This window comes from Yersinia aldovae 670-83 (assembly GCF_000834395.1).
Classification (GTDB): Bacteria; Pseudomonadota; Gammaproteobacteria; order Enterobacterales; family Enterobacteriaceae; genus Yersinia; species Yersinia aldovae.
This window is the reverse complement of record NZ_CP009781.1, coordinates 3,456,745-3,473,148: the sequence shown is the minus strand read 5'-3', so window position 1 is coordinate 3,473,148 and position 16,404 is coordinate 3,456,745. Positions and strand designations below refer to the sequence as shown.

The window sequence follows — 16,404 nt, the reverse complement described above, 5'->3', positions numbered from 1 at the left end:
TTATCCTCGTAAAATTGCGCTCAAGCCTTTATCACGGGCATAACTTTCCGCAAAGTGAAGCAGTTCAGGAGCGTCCAAAGGAGTATTTGCTGCCCGATAGGTTTCACCCAGCAGCGCATATTTGTTGATACCCAACGTGTGGTAAGGCAAAAAATGGATCTCTTTCACGCCTATCTCATCAGCGGCAAAATCGACGATCCCTTGTATCGAGCGACGATCAGCATTGAAATCGGGGATCAATGGCACTCGCACCGTGATATGGGTGCCTGCTGCCGCTAACGTGCGAAAGTTATCCATCACCCGCTTAGCCGAACCGTCCGTCCATTGGTGAAAACGGCGCTCATCAGTATGTTTTAAGTCTGCCAGCATCACATCAAGCCACGGCAAAGAAGGGGCGATATAGCGCCACGGCGTATGCAGGCAGGACTCAACTGCGGTGTGAATACCAAGCCGATGGCAGCGCTGTAATAATTCAGCCGCGATGTCAGGCTGCATAAATGGCTCGCCACCGGAGAGCGTGACACCGCCGCCGCTGCGCCGATAAAACGGCATATCCCGCAGCAGTGTTACCATCGTGGCATCAATATCAATTGAGCTGCCACACACCGTCAAAGCACCACTCGGGCAACGCTCGGTTAGCGCCTGAATATCTTCTTTATCAAGTCGTTGGCGAGAGATCTCAATTTGATCATCAACGCGCTGGATCGCCTGTGGGCAGGTCTGTTGACACAATTCACAGCCAGATAAACACAGGCGCGAATCAAACAAAATCTCCGGTTTCGGTGAGCGGCTTTCCGGGTTTTGGCACCAACGGCAGCTCAACGAGCACCCTTTGAGAAACACCACACTGCGAATACCGGGGCCATCATGAGTGGAATAGCGTTGTAAATTAAAAATCATCTTATTCCTCCCGTGATACCCAATAGATTTCAAGGTGCAGGAAGGCGGCAAGCGAGCGTCGCTAGCACATCTGCAACTTGAAAGATGCCGGGTATGGTTGTGATTGCACCAGCATTGCGGCAATAACCTGCTTTCAATAGCAACCAGTATCGGCCTAATATAGGGAAAGAAAAATTGATGAAATTTGCCGTGGAGTTCCTCTTTTATGTCAGCCTCACGCCTGCAACAGCAGTTTATTCGCCTCTGGCAACGTTATAGTGGTCAGCCAACGGACACCACCTTACAGGAGCTGGCGGACGTGCTCAGTTGTTCGCGCCGCCATGTGCGATCGCTGCTGGGCAGTATGCAGCAAGAGGGTTGGTTGAGCTGGCAGGCTGAAGCGGGCCGTGGTAAGCGCTCACAACTGACCTTCCTCTATTCCGGCCTGGCACTGCAACAACAGCGGGCCGAAGAGTTATTGGAGCAAGACCATATTGATCAGTTAGTGCAGTTGGTCGGTGATAAAAAAGCAGTACGACAAATGCTGCTATCCCAGTTAGGTCGTAGCTTCCGGCAGGGGAAACATATCCTGCGGGTACTCTATTATCGCCCACTTCAGAACCTGCTCCCCGGCACCGCGTTACGGCGATCCGAAACCCATATAGTGCGGCAGATTTTTAACGGTCTGACACGGATAAATGGGGAACTGGAACCGGACTTATCCCATCATTGGCAAGCCATCAGCCCGTTGCATTGGCGTTTTTATTTGCGCCCGGCCATTCATTTTCATCATGGCCGTGAACTGGAAATGATTGATGTGATCAGCAGCTTAACCCGCCTGATCCCACAGCCTCTGTTCTCTCATATCACCGCTGTGCGCTCGCCAACCCCCTATGTGATTGATATCCATCTCAGTTGCCCTGACCACTGGTTGCCGTGGTTATTAGGGAGCGTTCACGCCATGATTTTACCCAAAGAGTGGGAAGATCAACCTGACTTTCGCCGTCACCCTATCGGTACTGGCCCTTACTCTGTGCTGAGAAATCATCATAGCCAATTGAAAATTCAGGCATTTGACAATTATTTTGGTTTCCGCGCACTGATAGACGAGGTCAATATCTGGGTGCTACCAGAGCTGTCAGAGGAATTAGTTTATTCCGGCGTGCAGCTTCAAGCTGACGATACCGGCAAAAATGAGCTAGAAAGCCGGCTGGAGGAAGGCTGCTATTTTCTGCTATTTGACCAACGTTCAGCGCTAACCAGCACACCTGAGATTCGCCGCTGGTTGTGTGAGTTAATAACGCCCGTTGCCCTGCTCAGCCACGCTGATCCCTTCTATCAACGCTACTGGTCACCGGCCTACGGTATACTGCCACGCTGGCATCATAACCGGCTGACCGCACTGGAACCGAAACCGGAAGGCGTAACCGAACTGACATTGACCTTTTACAGCGAGCACTCTGAGTTTGACGCCATCAGCCAGACATTAACCACCTTGCTGGCCGCTCAGGGGGTAACACTAAAAATACAGGTATTGGATTACGCCAGTTGGTATCAGGGAAATGCGCAAAGTGATATCTGGCTTGGCAGCGCCAACTTTTATCTGCCGCTGGAGTTCTCGCTGTTTGCGACATTGTATGAGCTGCCGTTGCTTCAATATTGTCTGGATGAAGAGCTGCATCAGGATGTCGAATCGTGGCGCAATAATACGCTGCCAATGGCGGATTGGAGCCAGCGATTGGTCAGCCAGCATCAATTTCATCCGTTGTTCCATCATTGGTTAGAATTATACGGCCAGCACAGTATGCGCGGAGTGCGGATGAACACCCTCGGTTGGTTTGATTTCAAATCGGCCTGGTTTACACCGCCAGAGGCTTAAAAATCACTTCACTTTCCCTGTGATGAATAATGCCCGGCAGGGATTTTGATAATAATAGCCTCCATCAATACATTGGACGATGTCACACCATTAACGATATAATATATACAGATGCAAAATAGGGAGATAACGCGGTGACAGATATTGAAATGGAAAAACAGCTTTTAGCCAATGGCTTTACACAAAAAGAAGTTAATAGATTAAAGAAGGTTCTGACCCACGCGCATGTTAATGATGCTGGAGGTGAGACATTGGAATCGCTAATTATTGATTTAAATAAGAGTTTTATCCCTAGCTGTTTTTGTATTCTTATCGTTTTACTACTATGCCCTTTTATGGTTACCAAACCAGTTATAATTGAAGTATCTGTTTATATAATCATTGCGATATTCTCATTTTTCTGTATAAACTTGATTAATCCAATAAAGTTATCATTTAAAGCATACCTATTTTTTAAAAGAAAGAATAAAGACAAAGGGGAGTAACTCCCCTTAAGCTTCATTAAAAATAGTTTGCATCTTCGCGGTTATTTATATCTGAAATAATACGTATTTTATTTCCGGCACCAGCAAATTTTAGGAATAAAGCGCCCTGACTCATTTTGGTGATATTTCTATAGTAATCGCTAGGGATATATCTAAACAATCGCAATACATCAGGCTTTAAACTCAGAGCAAGCATACCATACAGCGATGATGCCATATCAACAGAATGATAAGCCATAGATCCAAATTTTGGGTCAAATCCCATAAACTTAGCAGTAGCTCTGTACCCTTTCTCCATAACGCCAGTATACTCATTATCGCCCAGCAGACGGAGAAAATTTTCAGCCGCTGTACTGGCACCACTTACGGCTAAATGTGCCCCTGCTAATTTTCCCAGAGTAAAACCAGACTTAATGATAAGCCCAAAGCCTGTGTTCATCTGGAGAGCACTCGTGACAATACCAATGGCATTTATGGTATAACCAATTTCATTATTATATTTTTCCATATTAATCGTTATATAGACTTTCGCTCTATCCAGAGAAAGCATAGTGCCTTGCCTTTCGATATTGGCACATTCCTCTTTGATATTACTGATTGCAGCACGGCACTCCGCATCGCTTTTCGCATTGCGAATAATGTTCAGATTACCATCTGACAGTTGCTTTATTTCGTTTTCAAATCTCGCTTTAAGGAAAAAATCCTTAATGTGACGGGAGGAAACAATTTTAGCCGTTTTAATGAGGTCATTAGCCGCCGACTGTGCCAGCGCCAAAAAGTAGTTATTGTCCCTTTCCCTTCTATTTAAATAAATATCCATAAAGTGTCATCCATAATTAAAACCACAGACAATGGATAATATCTTATATTCCAACAACTCTCACTGCACTCCCTGCCCGCACAGGGATATTTCAGCATTTACGCGGGTTTACCTCTGTATTTTAAGATTATAACTCGAGCGATAATCTGATTTATTAATATCCCGTTCGCATTTAAAATTGCAGTGTTATTTACTGCATTTCCTCACTCACAAACATCTTACCGACCAACAATGCCCTTTCACCTGCTCGAATTAATCTCTACAATGGCGGCGTCTCAACGGGGTGCGGAAAAACGGTTGTGGTCATATCCAGAATTCATGCTGGCTCATTCCATTAACAATGAAACAAAACGCCGCGAAGTCGGTTCAATCGGAGGCAGACAGCACGCAGAAACCGGAGCGTACACCTGGTACGTAAAGATTTCGAGTACTGCCCAATCCTAAATAAACCTAATCGCAGTAAGTTTTTTCGCTGAGAGCAAACCCGTCGAACCTGATCCGGTTAACACCGGCGGAGGGATTTGAGAAAGATAACGCCGTATGCTCATGATAGCGCTGTTATTTATCGCCTCAGATACCTTTGCCACCTTTATTGTTAAGGAGTGCAAAGTGTTTAAACGCATTATTCCCTGCTTGTTTTTGATCTCTGCCGCTGCGGTGGCCGCCGATAAACCGACGCTGACGGTTTACACTTATGACTCTTTTGCTGCCGACTGGGGGCCAGGGCCTGCCATCAAAAAAGCGTTTGAAGCGGAATGCGATTGTCAGTTGAAATTTGTGGCGTTGGAAGATGGCGTATCACTGCTCAATCGGCTGCGGATGGAAGGGAAAAACAGTCAGGCCGATGTAATTTTAGGGCTGGATAACAATCTGGTGCAGGCAGCAGAGCAAACTGGGTTATTCGCGCCAAGTCAGGTAGATACCAGCCATCTGACCCTGCCGGAAAAGTGGCACAACAAAACGTTTGTCCCTTACGATTATGGCTATTTCGCCTTTGTGTATGACAAAAACAAACTGAAAAACCCACCGAAAAGTCTGCAAGAACTGGTCAGTAGCAAAGAGCCGTGGAGAGTGATTTATCAAGACCCGCGCACCAGTACACCGGGGCTTGGTTTAATGTTGTGGATGCAGAAAGTGTATGGCGATAAAGCCCCGCAAGCATGGCAACAATTAGCGCAGAAAACGGTCACCGTCACCAAAGGTTGGAGCGAAGCTTATGGCCTGTTCCTAAAAGGTGAAGGGGATCTGGTGCTGAGCTACACCACCTCTCCGGCTTACCATCTGATTGAAGAGAAAAAAAGTCACTATGCCGCCGCTGATTTCAGTGAAGGCCACTACCTGCAAGTTGAAGTAGCAGGCCAGGTTGCTGCCAGCAAACAACCGAAACTGGCACAGCGCTTTATGCAATTTATTGTGACGCCAGCATTCCAGGATCATATTCCTACCGGTAATTGGATGTATCCGGTGATTAAAATGGAGTTGCCGGCTGGGTTTGACACCCTCACCGTGCCACAAAAAGCATTGCAGTTTGATGCTAAAGACGTGGCTGATAATCGCACTAAATGGATTCAGGCATGGCAATCAGCCGTCAGCCGCTAATCGCGCCCTGGTTGTGGCCGGGCCTGCTGGCCGCAGGGCTAATCGTCGGTGTTGCACTACTGGCATTCAGCGCGGTCTGGCGTCACGCACCTGCCGCAGATTGGCAGAGCATTTGGCATGACAGCTACCTGTGGCATGTGATTCGCTTCACCTTCTGGCAAGCGTTCTTATCCGCCATATTGTCGGTAATCCCTGCCATTTTCTTAGCGCGAGCCTTGTACCGCCGCCGCTTCCCTGGCCGCCAATTGATGCTGCGCTTATGTGCCATGACACTGGTGTTACCGGTACTGGTCGCGCTATTTGGCATCCTGACAGTCTATGGTCGTCAGGGCTGGCTGGCACAGCTTTTTGGTTGGTTTGGAGTAGATTATCGCTTCTCACCTTATGGCTTACAGGGCATTTTGCTGGCGCATATCTTCTTTAATATGCCACTGGCAACACGCTTGCTGTTGCAATCACTGGAAAGCATCGCCGTTGAGCAACGCCAGTTGGCCGCACAACTGGGTATGAATGGTTGGCAGCGCTTTCGCTGGGTTGAGTGGCCTTATCTGCGCCGCCAAATCCTACCCACTGCTGCGCTGATTTTTATGCTCTGTTTTGCCAGCTTTGCCACCGTGCTCTCACTGGGTGGCGGGCCGCAAGCCACCACCATCGAACTGGCTATCTATCAGGCGCTCAGTTATGACTATGACTTGGGCCGCGCGGCGTTATTAGCACTGATTCAACTGGGCTGTTGCCTTGGCTTGGTGGTATTGAGCCAACGGCTAAATTCGGTGCTGGCGGTAGGGAATACTCACGGCCAGCTATGGCGCAATCTGCAAGACACGCGGTGGTCACGCATTAGCGATACCGTGTTAATTGGCGCGGCATTGCTATTGATGGTGCCACCGCTGTTGGCGGTTATCATTGACGGCAGTAATCAGGCGATGCTCACTGTGTTACAGCAACCCGCGCTGTGGCAGGCTTTCTTTACCTCATTAATCATCGCCATCGGTGCAGGATTACTGTGTGTCACCTTAACCATGATGCTACTGTGGAGCAGTCGTGAGCTGAAATTACGCCAACAAGCAGCTTATGGGCAGGCGTTGGAAGCCAGTGGTATGGTGATTCTGGCGATGCCAGGCATTGTGCTGGCAACCGGCTTTTTCCTGGTGCTGAATGATACCGTAGGTTTGCCACAATCCCCTTACGGGCTGGTTATCCTAACCAACGCCCTAATGGCCGTGCCCTACTCGCTAAAAGTGTTGGAAAACCCGATGCGCGATCTGGCCGAGCGTTACACACCACTGTGTTTATCACTGGATATCAGTGGCTGGCACCGCGTGCGCTATATTGAGTTACGCGCGCTAAAACGCCCGTTGGCGCAAGCATTGGCCTTTGCCAGCGTGTTATCGATTGGTGATTTTGGCGTCGTGGCATTGTTTGGTAACGAACACTTCCGTACCTTGCCATTTTATCTTTATCAGCAGATAGGGTCTTATCGCAGCAATGATGGCGCAGTGACTGCTCTGTTGCTGCTATTACTGTGTTTCCTGCTGTTTACTCTTATTGAAAAACTGCCGAGCCGCCATGCTAAAGCTTGAGAAAATCACCTATGTGTACGACCACTTGCCGATGCGTTTTGATTTATGTCTTCAAGCCGGTGAACGGGTCGCCATTCTTGGGCCAAGTGGCGCGGGCAAAAGCACGCTGTTGAGCCTGATTGCGGGGTTTCTCCCCCCTGCCAGTGGCCGTATATTACTGAATTGTCAGGATCATACCGCAACTCCACCCGCCGAACGGCCAGTATCGATGCTGTTTCAGGAGAACAACCTGTTCTCACATTTGACCGTCGAACAGAATATCGGGCTGGGCTTGCATCCGGGGCTGAAACTCAGCCATGAGCAAAAATTGCTATTACGCCAGATTGCCCAACAGGTGGGATTGGAAGATTGCCTTGAGCGGTTACCGGCGCAGCTTTCCGGCGGTCAACGCCAGCGAGCGGCATTGGCACGCTGCCTGGTGCGCAGCCAGCCTATCTTGCTACTGGATGAGCCGTTTTCTGCGCTCGATCCGGCACTGCGCAATGAAATGCTGCAATTGGTCGCTCAGGTGTGTGACCATCGCCAACTGACGCTGTTGATGGTGTCGCACAATCTGGATGATGCCGCCCGTATCGCTGATCGCACGTTATTGGTTGTCGATGGGCGTATTTACTACGACGGCCCCACTCAGGCACTGGTTAGCGGTTCGGCTCCCGAAGCCAGTGTGCTGGGCATTGCTACCCAGCCGTAGTTAGGCAACTATCACTCGTATAACCCAACTCACTGACCGGCCAGCACCTTCCATAACAGATGGCGATAAACCGGCATGATGGGCTGCATATGCAACCAGGTAAAGCTGGCAATCGCCACCATAATCGACAACACCGCCACCCAGCGCAAGCGTGCCAGTGGTAACCATTGGCTCAAACGGTCTGGGTTGCTCTTACCAAAACGCCACCAGCGCCATGACAGCCACAGCGCCAACCAAATAAGCATCACTACCGCGAATAGCAACCACTTAAACATATAGCTGTTGGCACTCGGCGGAATATCAATAGCAACCCCGGCCAGTATACCGGGGAAAAAATAGAGCGGAGGCCACGTTAGACAACCAATCACATTAGGCAAAGCGAATTTTGCTGGCGGCAGGTTCAGCATCCCCGCCACCATCGGCACGATTGGCCGCGCCGGGCCAATAAAACGCCCTAGTAGCACGGTAGCCATACTGTGGTTGTGCAGCGCATGTTCGGTTTTATCCAGCATTGATTTATGCTTTTTCAAAAAAGACCAACGGTGCAACGGCGCTTTGAAGTGGCGGCCAATGAAATACGAGATCCAGTCCCCCAGCAGGCAACCCACTGTGGCAGCAGCCCAGGCAGAATAGAACCCCACTTCGCCGCTGCCGATCAACGCCCCCACACTGGTCATCATCACGGTGCCGGGCAGTAACATTCCCACCAATGCTAAAGATTCGAGAAAAGTCACAAACATGACGACAAATAGCGTGAAAGCCAGTGATTGTGTCAGTAAATGTAATAAATAGGCTTCCATAAATTTGTCCGTTGGTTAAAACCCAAAGCTCAGGCGCGAGGGATTGTCCAGCCCACCGAGAAATGAGTCAATCAGCGAATTGTATGAATTAATAGTAAACCATCATTCAAATAGACAATTACTGTATAAATAACCATACTATTATAGTATAAATTTTCAGGCGTAATTGTTGCAGTCAGTTTGGATGCGAACAGCGCGGAGCAACCGGAGCGTACACCATGACATTGTAAATCATGACTACGTGAGGATTTCGAGCACTGCCCAAGTTCAAAATGACAAATAAAATAGCCTGTACAGACTGCTGACAAACTTCGACAGCTCGATCTTGCAAGGTGCAAGGCAGATAGAAGAGTAAAGCGTCCGTGCCAGGGAAGGCGCGGTTCGAGCCTACAAGGACGTATTTACGACGTCTTTACGATCTGCCTGTTTTCACCGATACGGGCACTTGGTCATTAACCTCCTGTACATTATTTCATTTAAAGGTATACCGTGGTGCAAACTCGTCAGGGCTTCCTGCTCACCCGCCACTGGCGCGATACGCAGGCTGGCACCGAAGTTGAATTCTGGTTAGCCACCGATGAAGGGCCGCAGCACGTCAGGCTGCCACCTCAACCCTCAGTGGCCTTTATCCCGGCCGAGCAACGGCAACGGGCTGAAACCGTGCTGCGTGACGAGCGCCGTTGGCAACTGCGCCCCCTTGAGTTGACCGACTTTCATCAACGCCCGGTGCTGGGCCTCTATTGTACTCAACATCGCCAATTGATGCGGCTGGAAAAGCGGCTCAGAGAGAGCGGCGTAAACGTCTATGAAGCTGATATCCGCCCGCCGGAGCGTTTTCTGATGGAACGGTTTATCACCGCGCCGGTGTGGTTTAGCGGTGAAGATAATGGCAACGGCCCACTGCTCAACACCCAAATGAAACCGGCTGATGACTACCGCCCAACCTTGAAGCTGCTGTCGCTGGATATTGAAACCAGCGAACACGGCGAGCTTTACTGTATCGGGCTGGAAGGATGCGGCCAACGGCAGGTTTATATGTTGGGGCCACCCAATGGCAGCAAAGCCGATGAAGCGGCACTGGATTTCAAACTGGAATATGTCGCCAGCCGCCCGTTGTTATTGGAAAAACTCAACCACTGGCTGGAACTGCATGATCCCGATGCCATTATCGGCTGGAATCTGGTGCAGTTCGATTTGCGTGTTCTGCAAAAACATGCTGAACGCTATCAAATCCCACTGCGCTTTGGTCGCGATGGTAGCCTACTGGAGTGGCGGGAACACGGTTTTAAGCAAGGGCACTTTTTTGCGTCTGCTGCCGGGCGGTTGATTATCGACGGTATTGAAGCGCTCAAATCCGCCACCTGGAATTTCCCGTCGTTCAGCCTCGAATCGGTGTCGCAAACCTTATTGGGCGAAGGTAAAGCCAGTGATAGCCCCTATCAGCGGATGGACGAAATCAATCAACGTTTCGCCCATGATAAACCGGCGCTGGCGCGTTATAACCTAAAAGACTGTGAACTGGTAACGCGGATTTTTGCTAAAACCGAGCTGCTCAGTTTCCTGCTGGAACGCTCGACAGTGACCGGATTAGCCGCCGATCGCAGTGGCGGATCAGTCGCGGCGTTCACGCATCTTTATATGCCACGTATGCACCGCATCGGCTATGTCGCCCCCAATTTAGGTGAGTTGCCGCAAGAGCATAGCCCCGGTGGTTTTGTGATGGATTCCCAGCCCGGCTTATACGACTCGGTATTGGTGCTCGACTATAAAAGCCTGTACCCGTCGATTATTCGCACCTTTTTAATTGATCCGGTAGGCCTGGTGGCGGGCATGGCTCAGCCCGATGAACAGCACTCGGTGCCGGGGTTTCGCGGAGCCTGGTTCTCTCGCGAGAAACATTGTTTGCCCGCTATCGTGAATCAGATCTGGCAAGGACGTGAAGCCGCTAAACGCCAGCAAAACAAGCCGTTATCACAAGCGCTGAAGATCATTATGAACGCGTTTTACGGCGTGCTCGGCTCCAGTGGTTGCCGCTTTTTCGATCCCAGGCTGGCATCATCGATCACGCTACGCGGCCACGATATCATGCGTCAGACCCGTGAATTGATTGAAGCACAAGGCTATCAGGTGATTTATGGCGATACCGACTCCACCTTTGTCTGGCTGAAAAACGCCCACAGCGAAGAACAGGCATCAGTGATTGGTAAAGCGTTGGTACGCCAAGTCAATCAATGGTGGAAAGCGCATATACAACAAACCTTTAATCTGCCCTGCGCATTGGAGTTGGAATTTGAAACCCACTACCGGCGCTTTTTGATGCCCACCATTCGCGGCGCGGAGCAAGGCAGTAAAAAGCGCTATGCTGGCTTGATTTCAACCCCGAATGGCGATCAAATGGTGTACAAAGGGTTGGAAACCGTGCGTACTGATTGGACTCCGCTGGCTCAGCAGTTCCAACGGGAGCTGTATCTGCGGATTTTCCAGCGCCAACCTTATCAGGATTATGTGCGGGATTACGTGGCACGCACGCTCAATGGCGAATTGGACGAGCAGTTAATTTACCGCAAACGCCTGCGTCGGCGGTTGGATGATTATCAGCGCAATGTTCCGCCCCATGCCAGAGCCGCCCGCCTGGCTGATGATTTCAATCGTAAGCTGGGCCGCCCGTTACAATATCAAAATGGGGGTTGGATAAGCTATGTCATGACCACCGCAGGCCCTGAGCCATTAGAAACCCGGCAATCGCCCATTGATTACGATCACTACCTAACACGTCAGTTACAACCGGTAGCAGACGCTATACTTCCTTTTATGCATGATGACTTTACCACCTTGGTAACGGGCCAAATGGGGTTATTTTAATCGTAATGATGTTGTTTGCGGGTGACGAAACGCTCGCCTTCCATTACCATAGCGCCCTTGCCAAAATTCGCATCAATCACATTGACATAACCGCCAGTCGAATACTCCGAGCAATCGGATTCTGCCTGTGAATGTTCCATTTTCAGACAGACTCTTAGGCCGTAGCGCCTGCGCGGAGGGTAAACTATTGCCAGTAGTTTTATTATGTTTAGCTGTTATGAATCATATATAACTAGATAATTTTAAAGCATTTTATTAACTATCCAACAAAAAAATCGAGCCGATAATTTATGCCTTTTACACTTGGTCAACGCTGGATCAGCGATACAGAAAGCGAACTTGGATTGGGTACCGTCGTTGCCATCGACGTCCGCATGGTCACCTTACTGTTCCCCGCAACCGGTGAAAACCGCCTTTACGCCAGAAATGATTCGCCAATCACCCGGGTCATGTTCAATCCGGGCGATACCATCACCCACCACGAAAGCTGGCAGTTGAAAGTGGAAGAGGTGTCCGAGGAGAATGGGCTGCTTACCTATATCGGCACCCGTTTGGACACCGAGGAAACCGGCGTTTCCATGCGTGAAGTTTTGCTCGATAGCAAACTGACATTCAGTAAACCGCAAGACAGGCTCTTTGCCGGTCAAATTGACCGCATGGATCGCTTTGCCTTGCGTTTTCGCGCCCGTAAATATCAAAGTGAGCAATTTCGCCTGCCCTGGAGTGGCCTGCGCGGTATCCGTGCCAGCCTGATCCCACACCAATTACATATCGCTTATGAAGTGGGTCAACGCCACGCGCCACGCGTCTTGCTAGCCGATGAAGTGGGTTTGGGTAAAACCATCGAAGCGGGGATGATTATCCATCAGCAACTGTTGTCAGGCCGTGCTGAACGTATCCTGATTGTCGTGCCGGAAAGCCTGCAACATCAATGGTTGGTCGAAATGTTGCGCCGTTTCAACCTGCGCTTCTCGCTGTTTGATGACAGCCGCTATTCCGAAGCTCTGCAAGACAGTTCTAACCCGTTTGAAACCGAACAAATGGTTATCTGCTCATTGGATTTTGTACGCCGTAACAAACAGCGCTTAGAGCAACTGGCGGATGCCTCCTGGGATCTGCTGGTGGTGGATGAAGCCCATCATCTGGCATGGAGCGAAGATGCCCCAAGCCGTGAATACCAAGTGATTGAACAATTGGCAGAGAATATCCCAGGTGTGCTGCTATTAACCGCAACACCCGAGCAGTTGGGCCAGCAGAGCCACTTTGCTCGTTTGCGTTTGCTCGACCCGGATCGCTTCCACGATTACGAAGAGTTCATCAATGAACAGCAAAAATACCGCCCGATCGCCGATGCGGTAACGCTGTTGATCGGCGGTGAGCGTTTGACAGATGACAAACTGAATCTCTTGAGCGAACTCATTGATGAGCAGGATATCGAACCGCTGCTGAAAGCCGCCAACAGCCAAAGTGAGGATAGCGAAGCTGCGCGCCGTGAGCTGGTAACCATGCTGATGGACCGCCACGGCACCAGCCGCGTGCTATTCCGTAACACCCGTAACGGGGTGAAAGGCTTCCCGCACCGCGTCTTGCACCAAATCAAGCTGCCGCTGCCGACGCAGTACCAGACCGCAATCAAAGTCTCCAGCATCATGAGCGCCAAGAAAACGCTGGAAGCGCGCGCAAAAGACATGCTTTATCCAGAGCAAATCTATCAGGAGTTTGAAGGCGAAAATGCCACCTGGTGGAACTTTGATCCACGCGTTGAATGGCTGCTCAACTATCTGATTGCCAACCGTAATGAGAAAGTGCTGGTTATCTGCGCGCAAGCCGCTACCGCCTTGCAATTGGAACAAGTATTGCGTGAGCGTGAAGCTATCCGTGCGGCGGTGTTCCACGAGGGCTTATCGCTAATTGAACGTGACCGTGCGGCAGCCTATTTTGCCTCTGAAGAAGATGGCGCGCAGGTGTTATTATGTTCAGAAATCGGCTCTGAAGGACGTAACTTCCAGTTTGCCTGCCAGTTGGTGATGTTTGACCTGCCATTTAACCCAGATCTGCTGGAGCAGCGTATTGGCCGCCTGGACAGGATAGGCCAGAACCGTGAAATTCAGATAATGGTGCCCTATCTGGAAAATACCGCGCAGGCGGTGCTGGTGCGCTGGTATCACGAAGGTCTGGATGCTTTCGAACACACCTGTCCGACCGGCCGTACCATCTATGACAGTGGCTATCAGGCGCTGATTGGCTATTTGGCAACGCCAAATGAGCAGGAAGGGTTGGACGACTTTATCCACACCTGCCGTCAACAGCACGAAGGGCTGAAACTTCAGTTGGAACAAGGGCGTGACCGTTTGCTGGAAATGCACTCCAATGGCGGCGAACATGGGCAGGAATTGGCACAAATCATTGCGGATCAGGACAACGACGTCAATTTAGTCAGTTTTGCCCTGAATCTGTTCGATATCGTTGGGATCAATCAAGAAGATCGCAGTGACAACCTGATCATTCTTACACCATCCGATCACATGCTAGTACCGGACTTCCCAGGGTTGCCGCAAGATGGCTGCACGGTAACCTTTGATCGCGAACAAGCGTTATCACGAGAAGATGCCCAATTTGTAAGCTGGGAACATCCGATCATCCGTAACGGTCTGGATCTGATCCTCTCCGGCGACACCGGTAGCTGCGCGGTTTCTTTATTAAAAAACAAAGCATTGCCGGTCGGTACGTTGCTCGCAGAATTGGTTTACGTGGTCGAAGCGCAGGCACCAAAACACCTGCAACTGACCCGTTTCTTGCCCCCAACCCCAGTGCGGATGCTGATGGACAGGAACGGCACTAACCTCGCGGGGCAGGTTGAATTTGAAACCTTTAACCGCCAGTTGAATGCGGTAAACCGCCATACTTCCAGCAAGTTGGTCAATGCGGTGCAGCAAGAAGTTCACGCTATGTTGCAACAAGCAGAAGCGCTGGTTGAAGAGCAAGCACGGTTACTGATTGACACTGCCAAACATGAAGCAGATGACAGCCTGAGCACCGAACTGGCACGTCTTGAAGCGCTAAAAGCGGTTAACCCAAACATTCGTGATGACGAAATAGAAACGCTGGAACATAACCGTAAACTGGTGTTAGAGAACCTTAATCAAGCGGGCTGGCGTCTGGATGCTATCCGTCTGGTCGTGGTCACTCACCAGTAATTCTCGTGATAGCCGTTCTCTGAAATAAAACCGGGCGTTGCGCCCGGTTTTCTGTTTGCTCCTACGGTGTTGTTAACCCGCTCTTAGCCTTCGTTTACCGCAGACTTTGCCTGACGGTACTTGCGCACTATTCGTAAAATTGGGGGTAAAATCAACACCGTGACTGCCAGTACCAGCAAGGTTTGTGCAATGGCACTGGACCACAAAATAGTGTAGCTACCGTTGCTGATAGATAGCGCGCGACGTAGGTTCTGCTCCAGCATCTCTCCCAAGACAAAACCCAAAATCAACGGCGACATCGGGAAATTCATTTTCCTGAGGAAATAGCCAAATACACCTAATCCAACCATTAACATCAGATCAAACGTCGTACTGTGTACCGCATAAACACCCACTGCGGAAATGGCCGCAATGGTGGGCACCAGGAACCAAAGGGGGACGGTTAACATGCGGGTGAAGAAGCCGACCAACGGCAAATTCATTAGCAATAATATCACGTTGGCTATCAGCAATGAGGCGATTAATCCCCAAACGATATCCGGCTGTTCAGTGAACATTGCTGGCCCTGGTGTAATATTATATAAGGTCAATGCCCCCATCATGACTGCCGTAGTACCCGAACCGGGAACCCCCAAGGTGAGCATTGGAATAAAGGAACCGCAGGCCGAAGCATTATTCGCCGCCTCCGGCGCAGCAACACCACGAATATCCCCTTTACCAAAACTGTCACTGTTGCCGCTGATGCGCTTCTCGGTCATGTAGGTCAGCGCACTGGCGATGGTAGCCCCAGCCCCTGGTAAGATCCCCACAAAGAAACCAATCACCGAGGAGCGTAACGTTGGCCCGACACACTGTGCCGCTTCTTTACGATTGAACATCAGACGGCCGGTTTTACGCACCAGTTTCTGGCCGGTACTGGTACTTTCCAGCATCAATAAAATTTCACTGACCGAGAATAGCCCGATAACCACAACGATAAATTGAATCCCATCAGATAGGTGGACGCTGTCGAATGTGAAACGATAAACACCGGTATTGGCGTCAACGCCGACCGTTGCTAACCCCAATCCGATGAGCGCGGCAAGCAAAGATTTTAACGGGTTTTGGCTCATCATGCTGCCAAGACAGGCAATGGCGAAGACCATCAACGCAAAATATTCTGATGGGCCGAACGCCAGTGACCACCTTGCCAACAGTGGGGCAAATAGAATGATCCCTCCGATAGCTAATATTGATCCTACAAATGAGCTGACGGCGGAAATGGATAATGCCACACCCGCACGGCCTTGCTGTGCCATCGGGTAGCCATCAAGGGCGGTCATGATAGCGGCCGCATCACCGGGAACATTAAGTAATATCGATGAGATACGCCCACCATATTCACAACCAATATAAACCGTTGCCAGTAAAATTAAGGCAGACTCAGCCGGTAGTTTGAGGGCAAAAGCCAGTGGCAGCAAAATAGCCACGCCATTGATCGGCCCCAGCCCCGGCAGTAAGCCGACAATTGTGCCAATAAAGCAGCCGATCAGCGCAATCATCAGATTTTGTGGTGTTAACGCCACCTCAAATCCTTGCGATAAATACATCCAAGTTTCCATCACAGCCT

Annotated in this window: 12 protein-coding genes; 7 read left to right on the top strand and 5 right to left on the bottom strand. The window is 50.2% G+C overall.

The annotated features are described in order from the left end of the window. Positions 1-900 carry a glycyl-radical enzyme activating protein gene (locus tag AT01_RS15655; protein WP_042547796.1) on the bottom strand — a complete coding sequence of 300 codons (900 nt, stop codon included), beginning with the start codon at positions 898-900 and terminating at the stop codon, positions 1-3. 205 nt (positions 901-1,105) lie between these two features. On the opposite strand from AT01_RS15655, the gene sgrR reads away from it, so the two are divergent. After that, complete coding sequence (sgrR, locus tag AT01_RS15650; RefSeq protein ID WP_042547795.1) at positions 1,106-2,758, top strand: HTH-type transcriptional regulator SgrR; 1,653 nt, start codon at positions 1,106-1,108, stop codon at positions 2,756-2,758. A gap of 149 nt (positions 2,759-2,907) precedes the next feature. Then, the gene (locus AT01_RS15645) at positions 2,908-3,243 is read left to right on the top strand and encodes a hypothetical protein (RefSeq protein WP_042548664.1); all 336 of its coding nucleotides are present in this window, start codon (positions 2,908-2,910) and stop codon (positions 3,241-3,243) included. Between the two features lie 16 nt (positions 3,244-3,259). On the opposite strand, the gene AT01_RS15640 is transcribed toward AT01_RS15645, so the two are convergent. Further along, positions 3,260-4,063 carry a DUF4225 domain-containing protein gene (locus tag AT01_RS15640; RefSeq protein WP_042547794.1) on the bottom strand — a complete coding sequence of 268 codons (804 nt, stop codon included), beginning with the start codon at positions 4,061-4,063 and terminating at the stop codon, positions 3,260-3,262. A 609-nt stretch (positions 4,064-4,672) separates the two neighbouring features. Between AT01_RS15640 and thiB the strand changes: the two genes are divergently transcribed. The 3 genes from thiB to thiQ are packed head-to-tail and all read left to right on the top strand — an operon-like array spanning position 4,673 to position 7,936. Next, positions 4,673-5,662, top strand: a complete 990-nt coding sequence (thiB, locus tag AT01_RS15635) for a thiamine ABC transporter substrate binding subunit (protein ID WP_042840261.1) — start codon at positions 4,673-4,675, stop codon at positions 5,660-5,662. Beyond that, complete coding sequence (gene thiP / locus AT01_RS15630) at positions 5,638-7,245, top strand: thiamine/thiamine pyrophosphate ABC transporter permease ThiP (protein WP_042547793.1); 1,608 nt, start codon at positions 5,638-5,640, stop codon at positions 7,243-7,245. Before thiB ends, thiP begins: the two co-directional genes overlap by 25 nt. Continuing rightward, positions 7,232-7,936 (top strand): thiamine ABC transporter ATP-binding protein ThiQ, encoded by a 705-nt coding sequence (gene thiQ / locus AT01_RS15625; RefSeq protein ID WP_042547792.1) that lies wholly within the window; start codon positions 7,232-7,234, stop codon positions 7,934-7,936. The genes thiP and thiQ overlap by 14 nt, the downstream gene beginning before the upstream one ends. Positions 7,937-7,965: 29 nt before the next feature. On the opposite strand, the gene AT01_RS15620 is transcribed toward thiQ, so the two are convergent. Further along, on the bottom strand, positions 7,966-8,736 hold the full coding sequence (locus AT01_RS15620; protein WP_042547791.1) for a DedA family protein: 771 nt from the start codon (positions 8,734-8,736) through the stop codon (positions 7,966-7,968). Positions 8,737-9,225: 489 nt separating this feature from the next. Between AT01_RS15620 and AT01_RS15615 the strand changes: the two genes are divergently transcribed. Beyond that, a complete protein-coding gene (locus AT01_RS15615) occupies positions 9,226-11,598 on the top strand; it encodes a DNA polymerase II (protein WP_042547790.1) in 2,373 nt (790 codons plus the stop codon). Here the strand turns inward: AT01_RS15615 and AT01_RS21975 are convergent. After that, on the bottom strand, positions 11,595-11,738 hold the full coding sequence (locus tag AT01_RS21975; protein WP_156168269.1) for a hypothetical protein: 144 nt from the start codon (positions 11,736-11,738) through the stop codon (positions 11,595-11,597). The genes AT01_RS15615 and AT01_RS21975 overlap by 4 nt on opposite strands. 150 nt (positions 11,739-11,888) lie before the next feature. Here AT01_RS21975 and rapA point away from each other — a divergent pair, with 150 nt between their 5' ends. After that, the gene (gene rapA, locus AT01_RS15610; protein ID WP_042547789.1) at positions 11,889-14,795 is read left to right on the top strand and encodes an RNA polymerase-associated protein RapA; all 2,907 of its coding nucleotides are present in this window, start codon (positions 11,889-11,891) and stop codon (positions 14,793-14,795) included. A gap of 83 nt (positions 14,796-14,878) precedes the next feature. Here the strand turns inward: rapA and AT01_RS15605 are convergent, their stop codons facing one another. Beyond that, positions 14,879-16,396: a tripartite tricarboxylate transporter permease gene (locus AT01_RS15605; RefSeq protein WP_042547788.1), complete on the bottom strand. Its 1,518-nt coding sequence runs from the start codon at positions 16,394-16,396 to the stop codon at positions 14,879-14,881. Positions 16,397-16,404: the final 8 nt, after the last annotated feature.